Source organism: Microvirga aerilata (assembly GCF_016743775.1).
In the GTDB taxonomy this organism is placed as follows: domain Bacteria; phylum Pseudomonadota; class Alphaproteobacteria; order Rhizobiales; family Beijerinckiaceae; genus Microvirga; species Microvirga aerilata.
Genome location: NZ_JAEQMY010000015.1, coordinates 29,197 through 49,428, shown reverse-complemented (window position 1 = coordinate 49,428; position 20,232 = coordinate 29,197). Strand labels below are relative to the sequence as shown.

At 66.7% G+C, this 20,232-nt stretch carries 17 protein-coding genes; 7 read left to right on the top strand and 10 right to left on the bottom strand.

The features are described from left to right. Positions 1 to 126 precede the first annotated feature (126 nt). The 6 genes from lspA to mutL all read left to right on the top strand — a co-directional run bounded on the left by lspA (position 127) and on the right by mutL (position 7,841). Positions 127 to 612 carry a signal peptidase II gene (gene lspA, locus JKG68_RS12660; RefSeq protein WP_246515387.1) on the top strand — a complete coding sequence of 162 codons (486 nt, stop codon included), beginning with the start codon at positions 127 to 129 and terminating at the stop codon, positions 610 to 612. A 99-nt stretch (positions 613 to 711) separates the two neighbouring features. Further along, entirely contained in the window at positions 712 to 1,353 is a 642-nt protein-coding gene (locus JKG68_RS12655; protein ID WP_202059893.1) for a hypothetical protein, read from the top strand. A gap of 217 nt (positions 1,354 to 1,570) precedes the next feature. After that, positions 1,571 to 2,902, top strand: coding sequence for a M16 family metallopeptidase (locus JKG68_RS12650; RefSeq protein WP_202059891.1), 1,332 nt, complete (start codon positions 1,571 to 1,573; stop codon positions 2,900 to 2,902). Between the two features lie 26 nt (positions 2,903 to 2,928). Then, positions 2,929 to 4,206, top strand: coding sequence for a M16 family metallopeptidase (locus JKG68_RS12645; protein WP_202059889.1), 1,278 nt, complete (start codon positions 2,929 to 2,931; stop codon positions 4,204 to 4,206). A 153-nt stretch (positions 4,207 to 4,359) separates the two neighbouring features. Further along, the gene (locus JKG68_RS12640; protein ID WP_202059887.1) at positions 4,360 to 5,676 is read left to right on the top strand and encodes a phosphoglucose isomerase-related protein; all 1,317 of its coding nucleotides are present in this window, start codon (positions 4,360 to 4,362) and stop codon (positions 5,674 to 5,676) included. A 320-nt stretch (positions 5,677 to 5,996) separates the two neighbouring features. Further along, on the top strand, positions 5,997 to 7,841 hold the full coding sequence (mutL, locus tag JKG68_RS12635) for a DNA mismatch repair endonuclease MutL (protein WP_202059885.1): 1,845 nt from the start codon (positions 5,997 to 5,999) through the stop codon (positions 7,839 to 7,841). Positions 7,842 to 7,865: 24 nt separating this feature from the next. Here mutL and JKG68_RS12630 read toward each other — a convergent pair whose 3' ends face one another. The 5 genes from JKG68_RS12630 to JKG68_RS12610 all read right to left on the bottom strand — a co-directional run bounded on the left by JKG68_RS12630 (position 7,866) and on the right by JKG68_RS12610 (position 13,646). After that, positions 7,866 to 8,303: a PilZ domain-containing protein gene (locus JKG68_RS12630; RefSeq protein ID WP_202059883.1), complete on the bottom strand. Its 438-nt coding sequence runs from the start codon at positions 8,301 to 8,303 to the stop codon at positions 7,866 to 7,868. Positions 8,304 to 8,417: 114 nt separating this feature from the next. After that, on the bottom strand, positions 8,418 to 9,461 hold the full coding sequence (gene mgrA, locus JKG68_RS12625) for an L-glyceraldehyde 3-phosphate reductase (protein ID WP_202059881.1): 1,044 nt from the start codon (positions 9,459 to 9,461) through the stop codon (positions 8,418 to 8,420). A 259-nt stretch (positions 9,462 to 9,720) separates the two neighbouring features. Continuing rightward, entirely contained in the window at positions 9,721 to 10,761 is a 1,041-nt protein-coding gene (locus tag JKG68_RS12620; protein WP_202059879.1) for a zinc-dependent alcohol dehydrogenase family protein, read from the bottom strand. Between the two features lie 94 nt (positions 10,762 to 10,855). Beyond that, positions 10,856 to 11,413 (bottom strand): 16S rRNA (guanine(966)-N(2))-methyltransferase RsmD, encoded by a 558-nt coding sequence (gene rsmD / locus JKG68_RS12615; RefSeq protein WP_202059877.1) that lies wholly within the window; start codon positions 11,411 to 11,413, stop codon positions 10,856 to 10,858. 13 nt (positions 11,414 to 11,426) lie between these two features. Next, positions 11,427 to 13,646: a pseudouridine synthase gene (locus tag JKG68_RS12610; RefSeq protein WP_202059875.1), complete on the bottom strand. Its 2,220-nt coding sequence runs from the start codon at positions 13,644 to 13,646 to the stop codon at positions 11,427 to 11,429. A gap of 58 nt (positions 13,647 to 13,704) precedes the next feature. Between JKG68_RS12610 and JKG68_RS12605 the strand changes: the two genes are divergently transcribed. Continuing rightward, positions 13,705 to 14,181: a nucleoside deaminase gene (locus tag JKG68_RS12605; RefSeq protein WP_246515379.1), complete on the top strand. Its 477-nt coding sequence runs from the start codon at positions 13,705 to 13,707 to the stop codon at positions 14,179 to 14,181. 15 nt (positions 14,182 to 14,196) lie between these two features. On the opposite strand, the gene JKG68_RS34245 is transcribed toward JKG68_RS12605, so the two are convergent. The 5 genes from JKG68_RS34245 to purD all read right to left on the bottom strand — a co-directional run bounded on the left by JKG68_RS34245 (position 14,197) and on the right by purD (position 20,169). After that, positions 14,197 to 15,930, bottom strand: a complete 1,734-nt coding sequence (locus JKG68_RS34245; RefSeq protein ID WP_281399119.1) for a calcium-binding protein — start codon at positions 15,928 to 15,930, stop codon at positions 14,197 to 14,199. A 231-nt stretch (positions 15,931 to 16,161) separates the two neighbouring features. Further along, a complete protein-coding gene (locus JKG68_RS12595) occupies positions 16,162 to 17,112 on the bottom strand; it encodes a YsnF/AvaK domain-containing protein (RefSeq protein ID WP_202059873.1) in 951 nt (316 codons plus the stop codon). 175 nt (positions 17,113 to 17,287) lie between these two features. Continuing rightward, complete coding sequence (locus JKG68_RS12590; RefSeq protein ID WP_202059871.1) at positions 17,288 to 17,725, bottom strand: YsnF/AvaK domain-containing protein; 438 nt, start codon at positions 17,723 to 17,725, stop codon at positions 17,288 to 17,290. Between the two features lie 111 nt (positions 17,726 to 17,836). Next, the gene (locus tag JKG68_RS12585) at positions 17,837 to 18,745 is read right to left on the bottom strand and encodes an alpha/beta fold hydrolase (RefSeq protein WP_202059869.1); all 909 of its coding nucleotides are present in this window, start codon (positions 18,743 to 18,745) and stop codon (positions 17,837 to 17,839) included. 146 nt (positions 18,746 to 18,891) lie between these two features. Next, on the bottom strand, positions 18,892 to 20,169 hold the full coding sequence (gene purD / locus JKG68_RS12580) for a phosphoribosylamine--glycine ligase (RefSeq protein WP_202059867.1): 1,278 nt from the start codon (positions 20,167 to 20,169) through the stop codon (positions 18,892 to 18,894). Positions 20,170 to 20,232 lie beyond the last annotated feature (63 nt).

Sequence of the window (20,232 nt, the reverse complement as noted above, 5' to 3'; positions counted from 1 at the left end):
AACGCTGACGAGCCGGGAGCGCCGATGACGGGCGCTTCTCCTCAAAACGGTTCGCCGCGCCCGCGTGCCGCGAACCGCCCTCGAGCCGCCAAGGCGGCGGGAAAGCCCCGCGCCCGGCACACGGGCCTGTCGACGGCGGCGATCCTCGGCTTCTCCGCCGCTCTGATCACGCTCGTCCTCGATCAGGCGTCGAAGCTCTACACCCTGTTCGTTTATGACCTGCCGGTAAAGGAGCCGGCGGAGATCGGGCCCTTCATCAACCTGATCGTGGTCTGGAACCGAGGCATATCCTATGGGCTGTTCCAGCAGAACTCGGAGCTCGGCCGCTGGGCGCTGGTGGCGATCTCCATCCTCGCCTCGATCTGCCTGGGTATCTGGATCCGCCGCACCACGGCCAAGCTTCTGGCGACATCCCTGGGCCTGATCGTCGGCGGGGCCATCGGCAACGCCATCGACCGGATGGCCTATGGGGCCGTGTTCGATTTCATCCAGTTCCACGTGGGGTCGTGGTCCTGGTACGTGTTCAACGTGGCGGATGCGGCCATCGTTGCGGGGGTGGCCGGTTTGCTTTATGACTCCTTCGTCCTGGAGGGACGGCGGGCCAAGTCATAGTTATCGGACGATAGATATCATGTAGCGCCCGGCTGCCATATGTTCGCCAGAATGAGCGATCAGGCCTTCCGGCTACAACGAGAAACAATGGTGGGTGCCATGAAGGGAATGAACATCTTAGGCTGCGCGGGGGCTTTGGCTCTTCTGGTCGCCGCCACCGGCGCTTCGGCGCAGGAGGGCGAAGCGGTGAAGAGCCTTCTCGGCAGCATCGGCATCATTCCCAAGGAAAAGGCGCCCATCGTCTATAACGAGCGCGCGCCGCTCGTGCTCCCGCCCAAGATGGAGCTGCGCGCTCCTGCCGCGGGCGGCGGCCAAGCCCGCAACGGCAACTGGCCCAAGGACCCGGACGCGGAGGCCCGCCGCAAGGCCGCCGTCGAGGCGCGTACGCCCTGGACCAGCTCCGAGCTCTACAAGACCTCCGAGGGCAAGCGGCTCTCCATCGAAGAGATGCGGGCTGGGCGCAACCCGAACAACATCGCCACGACCGCTCCGGCGCGCGTGGGCTCGCAGGCGGACATGAGCCGCATGACCCCCGACGAGCTGCGCTCCTATGGCCGGGACGAGAAGGTGGAGCTGGCAGGCGACGGCATCGAGCGCCGCTATCTCAGCGATCCTCCGGGCCCCTTGCTCAAGGCCCAGGGCGGCGGCCGCATCAAGGCCTCCGTCGATCCGGTGCCGCTGGGCAACGATCCGGACAACCCGCAGGTCTATCTCCGCCAGCAACAAGAGCGCAGGCAGTAAGGCTTGCCCTTCTCTTCCTTCTTCAGGCGAACGGGATCCCCCGCTTCGCCTGAAAACGTTATAGGGGCCTCGAAAGGCCAAGCATGGACCCGCCCTCCGGCGCAGACCATGCCGCATCGGAAAGATGCGCCGCCTCGCTTGCATGCCCTCCCGATTTGACTATCCCCGTAGGAAATCTCCTGCGAAACGCATTCGATGTCGCCAAGGTTGAAACGTCATGGACACTGCCTCAAAGCCCATTCTTCGCGCCGATGCCGCCTCCTTCGGGCGGACGGAGGGCAGTGGCCCGAACCTGTCCGCGTTCACCCTCGACAACGGCCTCGATGTGGTGGTGATCCCGGATCGCCGGGTTCCCGTCGCCACCCACATGATGTGGTACCGCAACGGGTCGGCGGATGACCCGATCGGCCAGTCCGGCATCGCGCACTTCCTCGAGCACCTGATGTTCAAGGGCACCGAGAAGCACCCGGCCGGCGAGTTCTCGAAGGTGGTCTCAGGGTTGGGCGGCCAGGAGAACGCCTTCACGTCCTTCGACTACACGGCCTATTTCCAGCGCGTCGCCCGCGAAAACCTCAAGACCATGATGGAGTTCGAGGCCGACCGCATGACGAACCTCCTCCTGGAGGAATCCGTCATCGGCCCGGAGCGGGACGTGGTGCTGGAGGAGCGCCGCATGCGCGTCGAGACCGACCCGTCGGCCCAGCTCTCCGAGGCTATGGCCGCATCGCTGTTCGTGCATCACCCCTACGGCATCCCGATCATCGGCTGGATGCATGAGATCGAGACCCTCAACCGCGAGCACGCCCTCGACTACTACCGCCGCTTCTACACCCCTGAGAACGGCATCCTGGTGGTGGCCGGCGACGTCTCCGAGGACGAGGTGCGCCGCCTCGCCGATGCCACCTACGGCCGCATCGCCCCGCAGGGCAAGCGCCCGGTGCGCGTCCGCCCGCGCGAGCCGGAGCCCGTGGCCGCCCGCCACATCACGGTCGCCGACCCCAAGGTCGAGCAGCCGACCATGCAGCGGCTCTACCTGGTGCCCTCCTGCCGCACGGCCACGGAGCGCGACTGCTACGCGCTCGAGCTGCTCGCCGAGGTGATCGGCGGCGGCCCGACCTCCTACCTCTACCGCAAGCTCGTCATGGAGCGCGGCATCGCCGTGAACGCCGGCGCCTGGTACATGTCCTCCGCCATGGAGGATACCCGCTTCTGCGTTTATGCGGTGCCCGCCGAAGGCGTCTCGCTCCAGGCGCTTGAGGAGGCGGTCGACGGCGTGCTCAAGACCATCGCGGCCGAGGCGCTGGATGCGGATTCCATCGAACGCGCCAAGACGCGCCTCATGGCCGAGACGATCTATTCCACCGACAGCCAATCCTCGCTCGCCCGCATCTACGGCTCGGCGCTCGCCATCGGCGAGACCATCGAGGAGGTGCGCCGCTGGCCGACCGAGATCGAGACCGTTCTCAAGGACGACCTGGCCTCCGCCGCCGAGCGCTATCTTGTCACCCGTCGTTCCGTGACGGGCTATCTGCAGAAGTCGGCATCCTGACCGCCTGCTCAAATCCTGAGGTAAAGATGACCGCTTCCGTCGAAACCCTGTCCTCGTCCCCCACCCAGGTAAAGGCGCTGACCTCGGCCGGCGGGGTCGAGGCCTGGCACGTGGAGTCCGACGTGGTGCCGCTGATCGCCGTCTCGTTCATCTTCGAGGGCGGCTCGGCGCATGATCCCGAGGCCAAGCCCGGCGTGGCGCAGATGCTCGCCCGCCTGCTCGACGAGGGCGCGGGGGACTACGATTCCGATGCGTTTCAGGAGCGTCTCGCGGCCCGAGCCATCGAGCTGTCCTTCAATGCGGGCAACGATGCCCTAGGCGGCTCGCTGAAGACGCTGGTCAAGCACGCGGACGAAGCCTTCGACCTGCTGCGCCTGGCGCTCGCCGAGCCGCGCTTCGATCAGGACTCCATCGAGCGCGTGCGCGCCCAGACCATCGCGGGCCTGAAGTACCAGCAAAACGATCCGGGCGTCATGGCCACCCGCCGCTTCTTCGAGGAGGGTTTTGCGGGCCACGCTTACGGCCGTCCGACCTCCGGCACCCCCGAGAGCGTGGCGGCGATCACGCGGGACGATCTCGTGGCCATGCACCGGGCGATCATCGCCCGCGGCCGCGTCAAGGTCGCGGTGGTGGGCGCCATCGGGTCCGACAGCCTTGCGGGCTTGCTCGACAAGGTGTTCGGCTCCCTGCCGGAGGCCAAGGCTCTGGGCATCGTCGAGCCGGCCTCGCTCCAGAAGATCGGATCGCGCATCGTGGTCGATATCGACGTGCCGCAATCGGTGATCCGCTTCGGCACGCCGGGCATCGCCTGGCGCGACCCGGGCTTCATCCCGGCCTACGTGCTCAACCACATCCTGGGCGGCGGCGCCTTCACGTCGCGCCTGTTCCAGGAGGTTCGCGAGAAGCGCGGCCTTGCCTACAGCGTCGGCACGTCGCTCGTGAGCTACCGCTCGGCGGCCATGACCTGGGGCTACACCGCCACCAAGAACGAGCGCGTGGTCGAGGCCCTCGACGTGATCGCCGAGGAGATGGCGAAGCTGACGAGCGAAGGACCGAGCGACGAGGAGCTGCAGAAGGCCAAGGACTACCTGGTCGGCTCCTATGCGCTGGGCTTCGACACCTCGACGAAGATCGCCCACACCCTGGCGCAGATCGCCTTCGAAGGCCTTGGCATCGACTATATCGGCCGCCGCAACGCGCTTGTGGGCGCGGTCACCCAGGCCGACATCCGCAAGGCCGCGGAGCGCATCTTCGGCGACGGCAAAATGCTCACCGTGATCGCAGGACGCCCGACGGGCGTGTGACGCCGCGTCGATGGCAGGAAACGCTCCCGCCATCGACCACAATAACCAATGTCCGGCGCAGGCTTAACAACCGTGGCATCGCGCGCGACCCTAGCCTCGGACCCCGCTCTGTCCTAATCTTGGCTCCCTCTTTGACCGAGTCGGAGTACAGTGATGGCCCTGCAGCAATCGATCGATCTTGCCCTTGAGTCCAATATCGGGGGAGGTGGTCTGCCGCAGGCGGCGCTGGATGCAGCACTTGGACTGGTGGGCGATGCCATGAAGCGGCTCGCCGAGGACGATGCCTCGGGCCGCCTGCCGCTGCTCCACATGCCCCGCACCTCGGACGATCTGGCGAGCACCCGCGAGGCGGCGGCCTTCCTGCGCGACGATGCCACCGACGTGGTGTTTCTCGGCACCGGCGGATCGAGCCTCGGCGGGCAGACCCTGGCCCAGCTCAAGGATTTCGCTGTGCCCGGCGCCGGCCGCTTCACCGAGAGCCCGCGCGTCCACTTCCTCGACAATCTCGATCCGGTCACCTTCGACCGCGTCCTGCACAAGCTGCCGCTCTCCTCGACGCGGTTCGTGTCGATCTCGAAATCGGGCGGCACCGGCGAGACCCTGATGCAGACCATCGCGGTGCTCTCCGCCCTCGACAAGGCCGGCCTCAAGGCCCTCCCGAAAGACATGTTCCTCGGCCTGTCGGAGCCGCGAAAGGAGGGCGGCCGAAATGCCCTGCGCGATCTCCTGGAGCCGGAGGGCGTGCGCTTCCTCGATCATCACACCGGCATCGGCGGGCGCTATTCGGTGCTCACCGATGTGGGCCTGCTGCCGGCGGCCGTGCTCGGGCTCGACATCGCGGCCATCCGTCAGGGCGCGGCGGACGCCTATGAGCCGTTCCGCAGCGGCGCCGCCACCAAGGACGCGCCGGCCGCGCTGGGCGCCGCGCTCAATGTCGCCATGGCCAGGGAGGGCAAGGGCATCACCGTTGCCATGGCCTATGCGGACCGGCTGGAGCGCTTCACCCGCTGGTGGGTGCAGCTCTGGGCCGAGAGCGTGGGCAAGGACGGGCACGGCACCCAGCCCGTGGCCGCCATCGGCCCGGTCGATCAGCACAGCCAGCTTCAGCTTTATCTCGCAGGCCCTAACGACAAGCTCTTCACCGTCATGACCACGGGCGTCGAAGGGCAGGGGCCGCTCATGGACGAGAAGCTCGCCAAGCGGGCCGGCGAGCCCGGCTTTGCCGGCAAGCGCATCGGCGATCTTGTGGCGGCCCAGGGCCGCGCTACCGCCGACACGCTCGCCAAGAACGGCCGCCCGACCCGGCAGATCCATGTGGAGAAGCTCAACGAGCGCGCGGTGGGCGAGCTGCTGATGCATTTCATGCTGGAGACGATCCTGGCCGGCTACGCGCTCGGCGTCGACCCGTTCGACCAGCCCGCGGTGGAAGAGGGCAAGATCCTGGCCAAGCAGTATCTGGCGCAGGGATAGCTCCCTAGGCCATCCTAGGCCTGCGGAACAGCACCCAAGAACGCTGGGCGAGCGTGGCGCAACTAACTCTCCTCCCCCTTGTGGGGAGGAGTTGGAGGTGGGGGTGTTGGCGCCAGTGCCTCACAGGCTATCGCTCACACCCCCACCCTGGCCCTCCCCACAAGGGGGAGGGGAACCAGCGTTCTACGCGTCAGGCGATCCCGCATCGACTTACGCTGCCCAGGATGACGAATCGAGTACGGGAACAACGTCGCGCATTCTGGTTTCCGTCGCCTTGAACCCCTATCTTCCTTTCATCGAATCCTGAACAGAAGGCCCGCATGCACGTTCGCCGCCTCGATCCCATCCTCGTCGACCGCATCGCTGCGGGCGAGGTTGTCGAGCGCCCGGCGGCGGCCGTGAAGGAGCTGGTGGAGAACGCGGTCGATGCGGGCGCCACCTCCATCGAGATCGCGGTCGAGGCGGGGGGGCGCCGCCTGATCCGCATCGTCGATGACGGCCGGGGCATGACGCCCGAGGATCTGGAGCTGGCGGTGGAGCGCCATGCCACCTCGAAGCTGCCGGACGGGGATCTGTTTTCCATCAACACCCTGGGCTTTCGCGGCGAGGCCCTGCCGTCCATCGGGGCGGTCGCGCGTCTGTCCATCGTCACGCGCACGGCAGAGGCCGAGACCGGCTCCTCCATCGTGGTCGAGGCGGGGGTGAAAGGCCCGGTGCGGCCCGCGCCTGCGCCGAAGGGAACGCGCGTCGAGGTGACGAATCTGTTTGCCGCCACGCCCGCGCGCCTGAAGTTCCTGAAGAGCGACCGCTCGGAGGCGCAGGCCGTGGCCGAGATCGTCAAGCGGCTTGCCATCGCGCACCCGACGATCCGCTTCACCCTGTCGGGCGAGCACATCACCGCCTTCACCTATCCGCGGGAGGAGCCCGGCGAGCACGGCTTCCTGCGCCGCCTGTCGCGGGTGCTGGGGCCTGAGTTCCACGAGAACGCCATGTCCATCGGCGTCGAACGCGAGGGCGTGCGGCTTGCCGGTTTCGCCAGCCTGCCCACCTTCCATCGCGGCACCGGAGCCTCGATCCATTTCGTGGTCAACGGCCGTCCCGTGCGCGACAAGCTGCTGCTCGGCGCCGTGCGCGGCGCCTATGCGGACGTGATGGCCTCCGACCGGCATCCGGTGCTCGCCGTCATGATCGATCTCGATCCCCGCGCCGTCGACGTGAACGTGCATCCGGCCAAAACCGAGGTGCGCTTTCGCGACCCCGCCTTCATGCGCGGCTTCGTGGTGGCGGCCCTGAAGGAGGCGATCACCCGCCACGCCTTCCGGGCCTCATCCACCGGCGGCACCCGCACGCTCGAGAGCCTGCGCCCGCAAGGCGCGTTGCCCTCCCGCCCGGCCTATCCGCACCGCGCGCACGCGATCAGGCCCACGAGCGCCTTTGCGGGCTGGCAGGCGCCTCTCGATCCGCCGGAGCGCGCTTACGCGTCAGGTCTTTCCGAGATGCAGGCGAGCCTGCCGGATCTTGCACATCCCTCCGCCGACAGCCGCGCGGCGCTCCACGAGGGCGAGCCTGAAGCCGACGAGGCGCCCCTGGGGGCCGCCCGCGCACAGCTCCACGGCACCTACATCGTCGCGCAGACCACAGACGGCATCGTCATCGTCGATCAGCATGCGGCGCACGAGCGCCTCGTCTATGAGCGCCTGAAACGCGAGCGAAATGCATCCGGCATCGCGCGGCAACTGCTGCTGATCCCCGAGGTGGTGGAGCTCGATCCCGTGGATGCGGACCGCGTGCTGGCGGAGGCGTCGGCGCTCGAGAGCCTCGGCCTTGCGGTCGAGCCCTTCGGCCATGGCGCGCTGCTCGTGCGCGAGGTGCCGTCGGCGCTGGCGGGCGGGCGCATCAAGGCGCTGGTGCAGGATGTGGCCGATGCGCTCGCCGAATGGGAGCAGGGGGCTGCCCATCCGCTGGAGGAGCGCCTCGACGCGGTGCTCTCCCGCATGTCCTGCCACGGCTCGATCCGCGCCGGGCGGCGCATGCGGCCGGAGGAGATGAATGCGTTGCTGCGAGAAATGGAAGCGACGCCGCTTTCCGGCCAGTGCAATCACGGGCGGCCCACTTACGTGGAGCTCAAGCTCACGGATATCGAGCGGCTGTTCGGACGGCGCTGATTTTCTGTCGAGTGAGGCGCCGGCTCAGGCGCTGTTGCGCAGCGCCGATCCCCGCCGGCCCCAACCATGACGGTCCACTTCCACCGCAACTTTCGCGGCCTCGTCCGACGCCGGAGCCTCGCGGCTCGCCACGAGGCGCACATGCGATTGATGATCCGCGATCAGGAATGGCTGCGCCGCGCCTTCGCCGGCCGTGTCCACGTCGAATGCTACGCCGGCGCAATCGCCCTTGCGCCAGCATACGCGGGCGCGGCGGACCTGGAGGTCGTGGGCTGCGATGAACAGCTCGAAGTTCTCGGGCAGGGGCATGTGCGGCGTGACCGCGATCCTTGCCCCGCCCGTCGAAATGTCCCTGACCATGCAGGAGATCATCGACTCCGGCCCGAACACGATCTTCGCCGGATGATGGGCGCGAAAGCGCCTGGCGTTGCGGCGATTGTCGGTGGCGATGACGGGGAGCATGACGTCGGCCTAGGTCAAATGGTCTATGAACCTTAGCATTAACCATTTGTTAACCGGCTTCTCAAGGGCCCCGAAGAGGTATTCACCGAAAAGGATGAAACCGTGGAAGGGCGCTCAGCGCCCCGGCCCCTTCCGCTCCGCCGAGGCCGCCCAGATGTTCAGGTTGCCTTCGCCGGCAAACCGGTCGATCTCGGCGAGCTCGTCCGCCGTGAAGGAGGGGTTCTTGAGGGCGCCCACGCAGTCGATCACCTGTTCGGGGCGGCTTGCGCCGATGAGCGCCGAGGTGACGCGCCCGCCGCGCAGAACCCAGGCCAGCGCCATCTGCGCCAGGGTCTGGCCACGGCTCTCCGCGATGCCGTTGAGGCCGCGGATGCGGGACAGGTTGTCCTCGGTGAGGAAGGAGGTGCGCAGGGACTTGCCTTGCGCGGCGCGGCTCTCCTCGGGGATGCCGTTCAGGTATTTCGTCGTCAGCATGCCCTGGGCGAGCGGCGAGAACACGATGGAGCCCATGCCGACATCGTCGAGGGTGTCGAGCAGGCCGTCATCCTCGATCCAGCGGTTGAGCATGGAATAGCTCGGCTGATGGATGATGCAGGGGGTCTTGAGCTCGCGCAGGATCGCGACGGCCTCGCGGGTGCGTTGGCTGTTGTAGGAGGAGAGGCCCACATACAGCGCCTTGCCCTGCCGCACCGCCGAATCCAGGGCCAGCATGGTCTCCTCCAGCGGCGTGTCGGGATCGAAGCGGTGGGAATAGAAGATGTCCACATAGTCGAGCCCCATGCGCTTGAGGCTCTGGTCGAGGCTGGAGAGCACATATTTGCGGCTGCCCCACTCGCCGTAAGGGCCCGGCCACATGCGGTAGCCCGCCTTGGTGGAGATCACCAGCTCGTCGCGCAGGCCGTGGAACTCGCTGCGCAGGATCTCGCCGAACAGGGTTTCGGCCGAGCCCGGGGGAGGGCCGTAGTTGTTGGCGAGATCGAAATGCGTGATGCCGAGATCGAAGGCCGTGCGGCAGATCTCCCGCGCGGTCGCGGCCGACTTGTCCTCGCCGAAATTGTGCCAGAGCCCGAGGGAGATCGCCGGGAGCATCAGCCCGCTGCGGCCGCACCGATTGTAGATCATCTCGTCATAGCGGTTCTCGGCGGGCAGGTAGGCCATTGTCGTCTCCCGGGCATGCTTTTGCAGAACGCTTACATAGCGCCTCTCGACCGTTCAGCAACGGCGAATGCGGAGCGGTCCCGGGTCGTTCCCGGGAGGGCGCGAAAGCGGGGTAGAATCCGTATGCCGAGGGTGAACATGGATCCCCATCCCGCACTTCGTGCGCCGGGGATGACAGGGGCGTGCTGCCCCCGGTGTCATTCCCGGACGGAGCGGAAGCGGAGGGGAATCCATAGCGCCAAGCCTGGAACCAAGCGCGTCAGAACCGCGTGACGACGCTGATGCCGAGTCCTTCGAATCGGTCCATGGCCATGAGGGCGGCGGGCGCCTCGTCGAGGCTCAGATGCTTGCCGACCAGCTTCTCGGGCGTGAGCTTGCCCGTGCGGATCATGTTCATCATGTCCCGGTAGCGGAAGGCCTGCATGCCGTGGCTGCCGTAGATCTCCAGCTCATGGGCGATCACCTGAGCCATCGGCACGGGCGCGTGGGCATGTTCCCCCACCATCAGGCCGATCTGCACGTGCCGTCCGCGGCGGCGCAGGTTGGCGATGGAGTTGAAGCAGGTGGCAGGATGCCCCAGCGCGTCGACCGACACATGCGCGCCGCCCCCGGTGATTTCCTTCACCGCGCCCACCACGTCGGCGGCGGCCCGCGCATTGACGGTCGCCACCGCGCCCATCTGCCTGGCAAAGGCAAGCTTCTCGTCCGTGAGATCGACGGCGATCACGTTCGCCCCCATGGCGCTTGCGATCATGATGGCGGACAGGCCGACGCCGCCGCAGCCGTGCACCGCCACCCACTCGCCGGGCTTCACCCGGCCCTGATCGACGATGGCGCGAAACGACGTGACGAAGCGGCAGCCGAGGCTGGCGGCCGTGGCGAAATCGAGCTCTTCCGGCAGCGCCACGAGGTTGGTGTCCGCATAGTCGACCGCCACATATTCGGCGAACGATCCCCAGGCCGTGAAGCCCGGCTGGAACTGCTGCTCGCATACCTGATGGTTGCCGGAGTTGCATTCATGGCAATGCCCGCATCCGCCGACGAACGGCACCGTGACGCGATCACCCTTCTTCCAGCGCGTGACCTGGCTCCCGGTGGCGAGAACCGTGCCGGCCAGCTCGTGTCCGGGCACATGCGGCAGCACCACGTCGGGATCATGCCCCATCCAGCCATGCCAGTCGCTCCGGCAGAGCCCCGTCGCCTCCACCTTGATCACGACGCCCTCGGTCGAGGGTGCCGGATCCGGCACGTTCTGCACCCGGGGCGGCTGGCCGAACTGCTCGAAGAGAACCGCTTTCATGATGAGCCTTTCCTCCGCAACAGGTGACGGGGAGCGGTATACCGGTTGGGGAAGGAGAGGGCAAACGCGAGAGCTGCCGGCACCGTGCGCAGGCTCAGCCGGTGAACCGCCCGAACACCACCTTGGTCTCCCCATAGTCACGCCGCTCGATCTCGTCGAAGCGCTCCGGCAGCGTGACCTCGACGCCCTGCGCCTCTTCCACGATCACCAGGGCATCCGGCACGAGCCAGCCGCCTTCGGCGCAGGAGCGCAGGGCCTTGGGCGCGAGGTCCTTGCCGTAGGGAGGGTCGCAGAACACCACGGAGAAAGGCGCGTTGGGCGCGGCCTCGCCCATCCGGGTCGCGTCGCGGCGGAAGAGGCGGGTGGCGCCGCCGGCGCCGAGCGCTTCCACGTTCTCGCGGATGATGCCGCGGGCCTGCGCGCCGTCGTCGACGAAGAGCGCGAAGGCGGCGCCCCGCGAGAGCGCCTCCAGCCCCAGGGCGCCGGTGCCGGCGAACAGGTCGAGCACGCGCGCGCCTTCGAGGGGGTCGTCGTAGGAATGCTGGAGGATGTTGAAGAGCGTCTCGCGCAGGCGGTCCGAGGTCGGGCGGATGGCGTCCGAGCTCGGCCCCTTGAGCGAGCGGCCGCGCCAGCGCCCGCCCACGATTCTCATGGCTTAACCCCTATCAGCGGCGGCCGCGGGGGCCGCCCTTGGCACCGCCCTTCGGGGCGCCGCCCTTGGACGCGCCACGGGGGCCGCTCTTGAAGCCGCCGCCGGCACCGCCTCTCGGCCCGCCGCGCGAGGGTCCATCGCCTCGCGGAGGGCCGCGACGGGGACGCTCGTCGTCGCCACGGGTGCGGAACGGCCGGTCCCCCTCGGCGCGGCGAGGGCGATCGTCGCCTCCCTCGCGGGCGCGGAACGGGCGATCGCCTTGGCTAGCGCGCGGACGGTCATCGCCTCCTTCGCGGGACCGGAAGGGACGATCCCCTTGCGGCCTGCGCGGACGATCCTCGGCTCCTTCGTCCCTGGAGCGGAACGGCCTGTCGCCAGCCGGGCGGCGGGGACGATCCTCGCCTTCGCTGCTACGGGCACGGAATGGCTTGTCGCCAGCGGAGCGGCGCGAACGGTCGTCGTCGCGGCCTGGACGGGCTGCACCCTCACGCCCGCGACGGGCGGGGGCGGCATCGCGGTCGTCGCGGCGGCGGGGGCGATCTTCGCCCGAGGCGGCGCCGCGGCTCCTGCGCGGCGGGGCCGCTTCCTCTTCCTGGGGCTGACGCACCAGGCGTTCCACCACCACCTTGCGGCCTTCGCCGGACGAAATGGCGCCGACGCGCTCGCGGGCGCGGGCGCCGGTCGCCGCGCGGGCTTCCTTCGGGTCTGCGCCACGGCGGGGCGCCCGCTTGCGCGGCGCGTCCTCGTCGGTCTCGCCGGCGCGCCAGACGCTCGTCTTCGCTTCGAGGCGCGAGGGGCGCTTCTTGGGCTCCTCCTCCTCGTCGCGGCCCCGGCGTTCGCCATCGCGGCCGCGCATGGGCCTGTCGTCGTCCCGGCCGCGCCGCGGGCGCTCGTCGTCCCGGTCCCGGCCAAAGCGCGAGGGGCGCTCGCCGCGCTCTTCACGCTCCTGCTTCTTCGGGGAGCCGAAGGGGGCGATGGGCTCGCGCACGGGGCTTTCGAAATCGACGCCCGCTTCCGCCGCAAGGGCCGCGCCGAGCTGATCCTTGAGCACCTTGGTCTTTACCTCTTCCACGAGGCCGACCTCGAGGTCTCCGAGCTGGAAGGGGCCGAAGGACATGCGGATCAGGCGGTTCACCTGCAGGCCCATATGCTCCAGGATGCGCTTGATCTCGCGGTTCTTGCCCTCGCGCAGGCCCATGGTGATCCAGGCGTTGTCGCCCTGCAGCCGGTCGAGGCGCGCCTCGATGGGGCCGTAGTCGATGCCGTCGATGGAGATGCCGTCGCGCAACTTGTCCAGATCGGCCTGGTTCACCTCACCGTGGGCGCGCACCTTGTAGCGGCGCAGCCAGCCCGTGTCCGGATGGGCGATGACGCGGGCGAGGCCGCCGTCATTGGTGAGGAGCAGGAGCCCTTCCGTGTTGATGTCGAGCCGTCCGATGGCCACCACGCGGGGCAGGTCTTCCGGCAGGTTCTCGAACACGGTGGGGCGCCCTTCCGGGTCCTTGGCCGTAGTCACGAGGCCGCGGGGCTTATGGAAGAGCCACAGGCGGGTGCGCTCCTTGGTGGGCAGGGGCTCGCCGTCCACGGTGATCGCATCGGCCGCCGTCACGTTGACGGCCGGGGATTCCAGAACCTTGCCGTTGAGGGTGACGCGGCCTTCCGCGATCATCGCCTCCACGTCGCGGCGGGAGGCGATGCCGGCGCGGGCGATCACCTTGGCGATGCGATCCTCCACCGGCTCCTGGGGCTCGGCCTGGACAGTGGGCTGCTCCTCGCGGGCGCGGCGGGGGCGATCCTCAGCCGTTTGGTCGAAGCGGCGCGGGCGGTCGTCGCCGCTCCGGCCCCGGAAGGGCCGGTCGCCCTCGTCGCGGCGGGGGCGGAAAGGCTTGTCGCCGCCTTCGCCACGGGGGCGGAACGGCTTGTCCCCGGTGCTGCGCGCACGGAACGGCTTGTCGCCTTCGGAACGGCGCGGGCGGTCGTCGCTGTCACGGCTGCGGAAAGGCCGGTCGCCTCCCTCGGCCCGGGGGCGGAACGGCTTGTCCCCGTCGCGGCTGCGGAAGGGCTTGTCTCCGGCGTCGCGGGGCTTGCGCGGCCTGTCGTCGTCGCCACGGGCCCGGAAGGGGCGCTCGCCGCCTTCGCGTGGCTTGCGGGGGCGGTCACTGGCGGAGGGGCGGCCACGGTCGGAGCGTCCCGGCGGACGGCCCTTGCGATTATCGTCGTTGCTGTCGGTCATGGGAGCCTGATAGCAGAGGTGCTCAAGAGAAGCGAGGGCCAAGGGAACTGCGATAAAGATGGACAACGCCGATCACAACCCGCTTGATCCGGTAAAGGCCGATCCCATGAGCGCGGCCTTCGACGAGGCCCGCGCCGCCGCAGCCCGAGGGGAGGTGCCTGTGGGCGCGGCAATCGTCAAGGACGGGCGCATCGTTGCCGCCGCCGGCAACCGCCCGCGCGAGCTGCGCGATCCGTCGGCCCATGCGGAGATGCTCGCCATCCGCCGGGCCTGCGAGGCGCTGGACGACGAGCGGCTCTCCGGCTGCGATCTCTACGTGACGCTCGAGCCCTGCACCATGTGCGCGGCCGCCATTTCGTTTGCCCGCATCCGGCGCGTCTATTACGCGGCCCACGATCCGAAGGGCGGCGCGGTGGACAGCGGCGTCCGCTTCTTCCAGCAGCCCACCTGCCACCACGCGCCGGAAGTCTATGGCGGCATCAGGGAAAGCGAGGCGGCCGCATTGCTGCGGGCGTTTTTCGAGGGGCGGCGGTGAGGCACGCCCCTCCCTTTAGATGACGAAGAAATCCCAGTGGGCGAGCATGCTGCCTTTTTTCACCGTGGCGATCTCCACGGCCTTCTTCGATCCGGAGCCGTCGGCATCGTAATAGATCGTGGCCTTCTTCTTGCTGTAGATGATGTAGTCGTCCTTGTCCTTGGCCTTCTCGGAGGCGAAGAAGGACTTCTTGATCATCGCGGGCTTTTTCTCGGAGCCCTTCTTGCCGAGCTTGGTGAACACCTTGTTGTCGAGCCAGATGCTGTCGAACAGATTGCTGAAATCGACAATGGTGTCCTTGTTCGTGCTCTTGTTCGGCTTGGTGTCGAGGACGAAGACGTCGAACCCGTCGCGGCCCATCAGAACGTCGTTGCCCGTGCCGCCCCAGATCTTGTCGTTGCCGCTACCGCCATCGATTGTGTCGTTCCCGCCGAGGCCACGGATGCTGTCCCGGCCGCCAAGGCCGTTGAAGGCTTCGGACGCGGCACTGCCGGTGTGAACGTCATTGCCCTCCGTGCCGGTCCAGGTGGTGGCGGGTGGACGATGCGGCTCGCCGGGTCTCCCAGGATCGCCGGGGCCAGTTGGCCCGCCGCCAGCGGGCGTGATCGGCGTCGTGACATCCGTTCCTTCCCGGCCGATCACCTCAACGATATATTGCGGGCCGCCAGCTTCACCCGAACTCTGCCAACTCACCGCATAATCAGTGCCGGAAAGGTTTGAGATAGACGGGTCCCACTGGTCGCCGCTCGAGCTGATCCCGACAAGGGTCCTGCTGACAAGAGGCTGACCTGTTGAGGTCACGGCCTCCGTATACAAGTTGTAGTCGCCACCTGCATCCACGACGTAAGCGATGGCGAGGCCGCCGCTATCAAGCTGCTCGATGACAGGATTCCCTACAATCGATCCATTCGCCTTCGTGAAAGTGATTGGCGTGGTGGTGGTCGGTTCGCCGCTGCTATCGAATGTTTGCGCGCGGATTACATGAACGTCATTCTCAGCAACGTCCTCCCAGGCCACGACAAATCCGCCATTCGCCAGCGCACTGATCGCGGGCTTGATCCCGCTGGAAACGCCCGGAACGCCATCGGTGAAGACCGTGATCCAGGTTCCGTTAGGTCCTAGAATGGCAACGCCAACATTGGTGCCACCCTGAGCCGCAACGGAAAAAGCAACTACGCATGTTCCATCTTTCAGTACCGTTGTGGAATTGCTTCCGTCATTAGGAAGATCATTCAAACCACCGTGATAGTCCGATTGCCAGCCTGCTCCTTGGGGGCTGAAGGAATTTGCGATCACTCCTGTAAAGGCCTCACCGTCGAAAGTGCCCGATCCTCTGTAGAGCACCGCGAATTCTCCATCCGCCATGGCATGAATCTGAGGTGCTTCCTCTGCTTGCGCGCCGGGGCTGAATGTCAGAAGTGCATTGGGGGGCACGAAGCTGGTGCTCAAGACCTTGCCGACGACCGAAGCACCCGAGCCATCGCTCTTGACCCAGGCCACAACGGTCCTTCCATCGGTCAAGGTTTCGGCCGTGATCTCGCGGTAGCTTGCCTTTGCCGAGTAGTCGATCAGGAAGTGGCTGCCTGCGGCTGTGCCATCAGCATTGAAGACCTTGCCATAGACATAAGCCCCGCCGCTTCGGTCGAAGTCCGTCCAGACTGACAGGAAGCGACCATCGTCATAATGGGTAAGATAGCCGCTGTTTCCCGTAGATCTGAGATTGATGAAACTTGGAGCCGTCGATGCCATTGCCGTAAACCCATACTAGCTTCATTTTATATAATTACATTTCGTATGGGTTTTTTGAAGCTATCACAAGGGAAAAGCTGTGCGGCAACGCACCAATCAAGCGTGATCTTGGCTTGGAACGAGTCTCCGATTTCCGTTGCGGAATAGGCGATCCCGCTGGTTCCCGAAAATCCATACAAAAAGCCCGGAGCGAAGCGCTCCGGGCTTTGTTTTGAGCTTATGCGGCCAAGTTTAGCGGTTGGTGTCCGTGGTGCCGGTGCGGGAGACGGTGCTGCCGCGCTCGTCGTCCACCTCGACCTCGGTCTTGCGCACCGTGTCGGAGATTGTCTCCGTGCGCTGGTCGGCTTCCTTGCGCACGACCACTTCCTCGACTACGCGGGCCTCCTTGGACACGACCGCTTCCTCGGAGCGCTCCTCCATCTCCACGGTGCGCTCGCGGAAGAGGTCGCCATCGTTGACGGAGCCGGTGCGCATGGTGCCGTCCACGGGACGGCGCTCGACGGATACATGCTCCTCACGCAGGGTGACCTGCTCCTGAACCGGGCGCTCCACCACGTGCGAGCGGATGCGAACGCGGCCGCCGCCAACTTCGCGCTTGCCCACATGCAGCTCTTCCTCGGCCACGGGGATGACCTCATCGCCCTGAGCTGTGGTGCTGCCCTGAGCATGCATGCGGTCGCCCTGCATGCTGGTGCGCTCGGTCATGTCGCTGCCGGTAAGAGCGCTGCCGCTCGCCCCGCCCATCATGCCGGCCGAGGTGGTTGCCGTGCCGCCGAGATCCGCAACGCCCGAGCCCTGGTGGCTCCAGCCCTCGGAGCGCCAGGTATCCTGCTGCTCGTCGAGATCCAGCACATCGTCATCGTCGAGAATGTCGACCACGCGATCCACCTCGTCGTCATCGCAGCGAACCGCGATGAGAGCGTGGCCGCGGCGCACGCCTTCCGCATAAGCGCGAGCGTCGTCATGGGGCACGCCGTTGTTGGTCAGGTAGTGCTCGACGCGATCGTGATGCGAGCCGCTCGAGCTCTCGTCGAAGCTGCTGGTGCCTTCCCAGAAGCGATTGTTGCCCGAGTTGCTGAACAGGCAGATCTTTCCCTGCGAAATGCCGGACTGCTCCAGCTCGCGAACGATCGAGGACGCTTGAGAGTCGCTGCCGAAGAGGCAGGTCACGGTTTTGGCCATTGCTGTAATCTCCAAAGTACCGCCCACGCATGACGGCGGTGTTTTCAAGTGTTCGGATGTCTCAAGAAAGACCGTTGCCCATTGTTCGAATATCCCTGCGACAACGGGCACACTGACCTACCAATTGTTGCTCGGCGACTTCGTTCCCAAAACCATTGGAAACAACGGCAGGAATTCACTCGTGGCCGTTTGTTCCATTCTCGTCGGCGGGAATGCGCTCGACAACAGCGCTCTGCTTGCGAAGCTGAACGGGAGCTTCGAACTCCTGCGCTGTGGTTCGCTTGCGCACATGCAGTTCTTCCTTGAGGACGAGGCGCTTCTCGACCACAAGAACTTCTTCCAGAATGGGAATGATCGTCACGTCGTTCTCGGTGCGGATGCTTGGCGCTTCATCCACCATCCTGTCGACGGGAACGCGCATAACCTCGACGGTTTCCGTATCGAGCGTGGCCCTGGCCAGTTCCTCGACGACATCGACCTTCGTGCTGACGCGAACCTTGCCCGTCGTGATCTGCCGCTTGCCGACGCGCAGCTCCTCCTCCGCAAGCGGAATGACCTCCGTCTCGGCAATGGCGTCCTGCGCGGCTGGCGAGTCTGGGCTGTGCTTTGTCATGAAAGGAAATCCCGTCTGCAGCTGTGAACGTGCCGCTTGCAACACGGGTTCCTCCCGGGCGCGGGCGGAAGCGTGAATGCTTCGACCCGGCGGGCCTTTGCGGCCAATGCTTCAGGCGCGCAGAAACGCCTGCAGCGCTTCAAGCGTTGCGCTGGGGTTCTCCTCAGCCACGAAATGTCCGGACGCCACTCCAAGTCCTCTTGCGTCCGGTGCGAAACTTTGGCGCCAGACTTCAAGGGGCTGCTTGCTCTCGCCGGCGGGCCCGCTGACGAGATAGAAATCGCTCCAGATCAGATAGGTGGGGCACCCGATCGTCTTGGCTGCGGCGAGATCCGCCTCGTCGGCTTCGATGTCGCGCGTGGCGCCTGCGCGGTAATCTTCGCAGAAGGCGTGAATGCGCGTCGGCTCGTTGCAGCTCTGCCAATAAGCCTCCAACGCGCGGCGGTCGAAGGCGTCGAGGTTTCCCGCCGCCGACCACTTCCTCATCAGGCCCTCGAAATAAGGGATCGGATCGCGCACGATCTCCTCCTCGGGCATGGGATGGGCTTGTGAAAGATAACCCCAGTGAGCCTCGGGGATCCGGCCGGACCTCATCTGCTCCCACACATGGTAGGTGGGGAGAATGTCGAGAAGCGCGAGGCGCTCCACCCGACCCGGATGGTCGAGCGCCAGCCGATAGGCGACCCGCGCGCCCCGGTCATGTCCCGCCACGGCGAAGTGAACATGGCCCAGGGCCTCCATGACGCGGATCACGTCCCGTCCCATGGCGCGCTTGGAATAGGTCTCGTGCTTCGGGTCCCCCTTGGGGGCGGTGGACCAGCCGTAGCCGCGCAGGTCCATGCACACCACCCTGTGGGTCTCGGCAAGCGCCGGGGCGAGGTGGTGCCACATGGCGTGGGTCTGCGGAAAGCCGTGCAGCAGAACCAACGGCGGGCCGTTGCCCTTCGAGCGCGCGAAGATGCGCCCGACCTCCGTATCGATCCAGTGGCTCTGGAAACCGGGAAAGAGATCGTCGCTCATGGGTAGCCGCTCGCTGGTTGTAACAGAGGCCTTCTCATAAGCTAGAGCGTCCTCAGGTAAAGAGGATCAGGAGTTTATAGGAAAATAAGTTGCAACCCTAAGGAGAGTCATTCCCCTGCGTCATCACCCTGTAGGGTTAACCGGGTTCAGGCCTGCTCCCGCTCCACGGCGCGCCAGCCGATATCCCGGCGGCAGAAGCCTTCGGGCCAGTCGATCCGGGAGACGGCCTCGTAGGCCTTGGCCTGGGCGTCGGAGATCGTGGGCCCGAGCGCCGTGACGTTGAGCACGCGCCCGCCATTGGCGAGGATGCGGTCGCCGTCCTGCTTCGTGCCCGCATGGAACACGATCACGTCGTCCGGCCTCTCGGCTTCCCCGATGCCCCGGATCTGCGAGCCTTTCTCGACCGCGCCGGGATAGCCCTGCGCCGCCATCACGACGGTAAGCGCCGCCTCGTCCGACCATTGCAGGGAGACGCCGTTCAGGGCGCCGTCGCAGGCGGCGAGCAGGGCGGTCACGAGATCGGATCTCAGGCGCGGCAGGAGCGCCTGGGTTTCCGGATCTCCGAGCCTCGCGTTGTATTCGATGAGCTGCGGCCCGTCCTTTGTCAGCATCAGGCCCGCGTAGAGGATGCCCGTATAGGGCGTGCCCCGCGCCCTCATGCCGGCGAGCGTGGGCTCGATGATCTCCCGCATGGCGCGTGCCTGGAGTTCCGGCGTCAGCACGGCTGCGGGCGAGTAGGCCCCCATGCCGCCGGTGTTCGGGCCCTTGTCGCCGTCGAACACGCGCTTGTGATCCTGCGCGGTGCCGAAGGGGATCGCATGGGTGCCGTCGCACAGGGCAAAAAAGCTTGCCTCCTCGCCTTCGAGAAAAGCCTCGATCACCACCTCGGCACCGGCAGCGCCCAAGCCCCCGCCGATCATCATGTCGATGGCCTCTTCCGCCTCCTCGAAGGAGGCGGCCACCACCACGCCCTTGCCGGCCGCAAGGCCATCGGCCTTCACGACGATGGGCACGCCGTAGCTGCGCAGGTAGGTTTTCGCGCTTTCCGCATCCGTGAAGCGCCGATAGGCGGCGGTGGGGATGCCGAACTCGGCGCAAAGGTCCTTGGTGAAGGCTTTCGAGCCTTCGAGCTGGGCCGCCGCCTTGCTCGGCCCGAAGGCCTTGATGCCGGCCGCCGTCAGGTCGTCCACGAGGCCCGCCACAAGGGGCGCCTCCGGCCCGACCACCACGAAATCGACCTTCATGACCCGGCAGAAATCGATCACCGCCCGATGATCGGTGACGTCGAGCACCACATTGGTGCCGTGCTGCGCCGTCCCGGGGTTGCCGGGGGCGATCAGAAGCTTGCTGCACAAGGCGCTCGCCGAGAGACTCCGGGCCAGGGCATGCTCCCGTCCGCCGGAACCGATGAGAAGAATGTTCATGGCAAGGCCCTCCTGTGCTGGCTGCGCTCTTAGCGGCTGAGGGCTCTCTCGCCTACCCTGAAA

Bases quoted from the DNA above. Each gene is read 5' to 3' on its own strand.
- JKG68_RS12655 (WP_202059893.1), top strand. From the start codon at position 712: ATGAAGGGAATGAACATCTTAGGCTGCGCGGGGGCTTTGGCTCTTCTG.
- JKG68_RS12650 (WP_202059891.1), top strand. From the start codon at position 1,571: ATGGACACTGCCTCAAAGCCCATTCTTCGCGCCGATGCCGCCTCCTTC.
- JKG68_RS12645 (WP_202059889.1), top strand. From the start codon at position 2,929: ATGACCGCTTCCGTCGAAACCCTGTCCTCGTCCCCCACCCAGGTAAAG.
- JKG68_RS12640 (WP_202059887.1), top strand. From the start codon at position 4,360: ATGGCCCTGCAGCAATCGATCGATCTTGCCCTTGAGTCCAATATCGGG.
- mutL (WP_202059885.1), top strand. From the start codon at position 5,997: ATGCACGTTCGCCGCCTCGATCCCATCCTCGTCGACCGCATCGCTGCG.
- JKG68_RS12630 (WP_202059883.1), bottom strand. From the start codon at position 8,303: ATGCTCCCCGTCATCGCCACCGACAATCGCCGCAACGCCAGGCGCTTT.
- mgrA (WP_202059881.1), bottom strand. From the start codon at position 9,461: ATGGCCTACCTGCCCGCCGAGAACCGCTATGACGAGATGATCTACAAT.
- JKG68_RS12620 (WP_202059879.1), bottom strand. From the start codon at position 10,761: ATGAAAGCGGTTCTCTTCGAGCAGTTCGGCCAGCCGCCCCGGGTGCAG.
- rsmD (WP_202059877.1), bottom strand. From the start codon at position 11,413: ATGAGAATCGTGGGCGGGCGCTGGCGCGGCCGCTCGCTCAAGGGGCCG.
- JKG68_RS12610 (WP_202059875.1), bottom strand. From the start codon at position 13,646: ATGACCGACAGCAACGACGATAATCGCAAGGGCCGTCCGCCGGGACGC.
- JKG68_RS12605 (WP_246515379.1), top strand. From the start codon at position 13,705: ATGGACAACGCCGATCACAACCCGCTTGATCCGGTAAAGGCCGATCCC.
- JKG68_RS34245 (WP_281399119.1), bottom strand. From the start codon at position 15,930: ATGGCATCGACGGCTCCAAGTTTCATCAATCTCAGATCTACGGGAAAC.
- JKG68_RS12595 (WP_202059873.1), bottom strand. From the start codon at position 17,112: ATGGCCAAAACCGTGACCTGCCTCTTCGGCAGCGACTCTCAAGCGTCC.
- JKG68_RS12590 (WP_202059871.1), bottom strand. From the start codon at position 17,725: ATGACAAAGCACAGCCCAGACTCGCCAGCCGCGCAGGACGCCATTGCC.
- JKG68_RS12585 (WP_202059869.1), bottom strand. From the start codon at position 18,745: ATGAGCGACGATCTCTTTCCCGGTTTCCAGAGCCACTGGATCGATACG.
- purD (WP_202059867.1), bottom strand. From the start codon at position 20,169: ATGAACATTCTTCTCATCGGTTCCGGCGGACGGGAGCATGCCCTGGCC.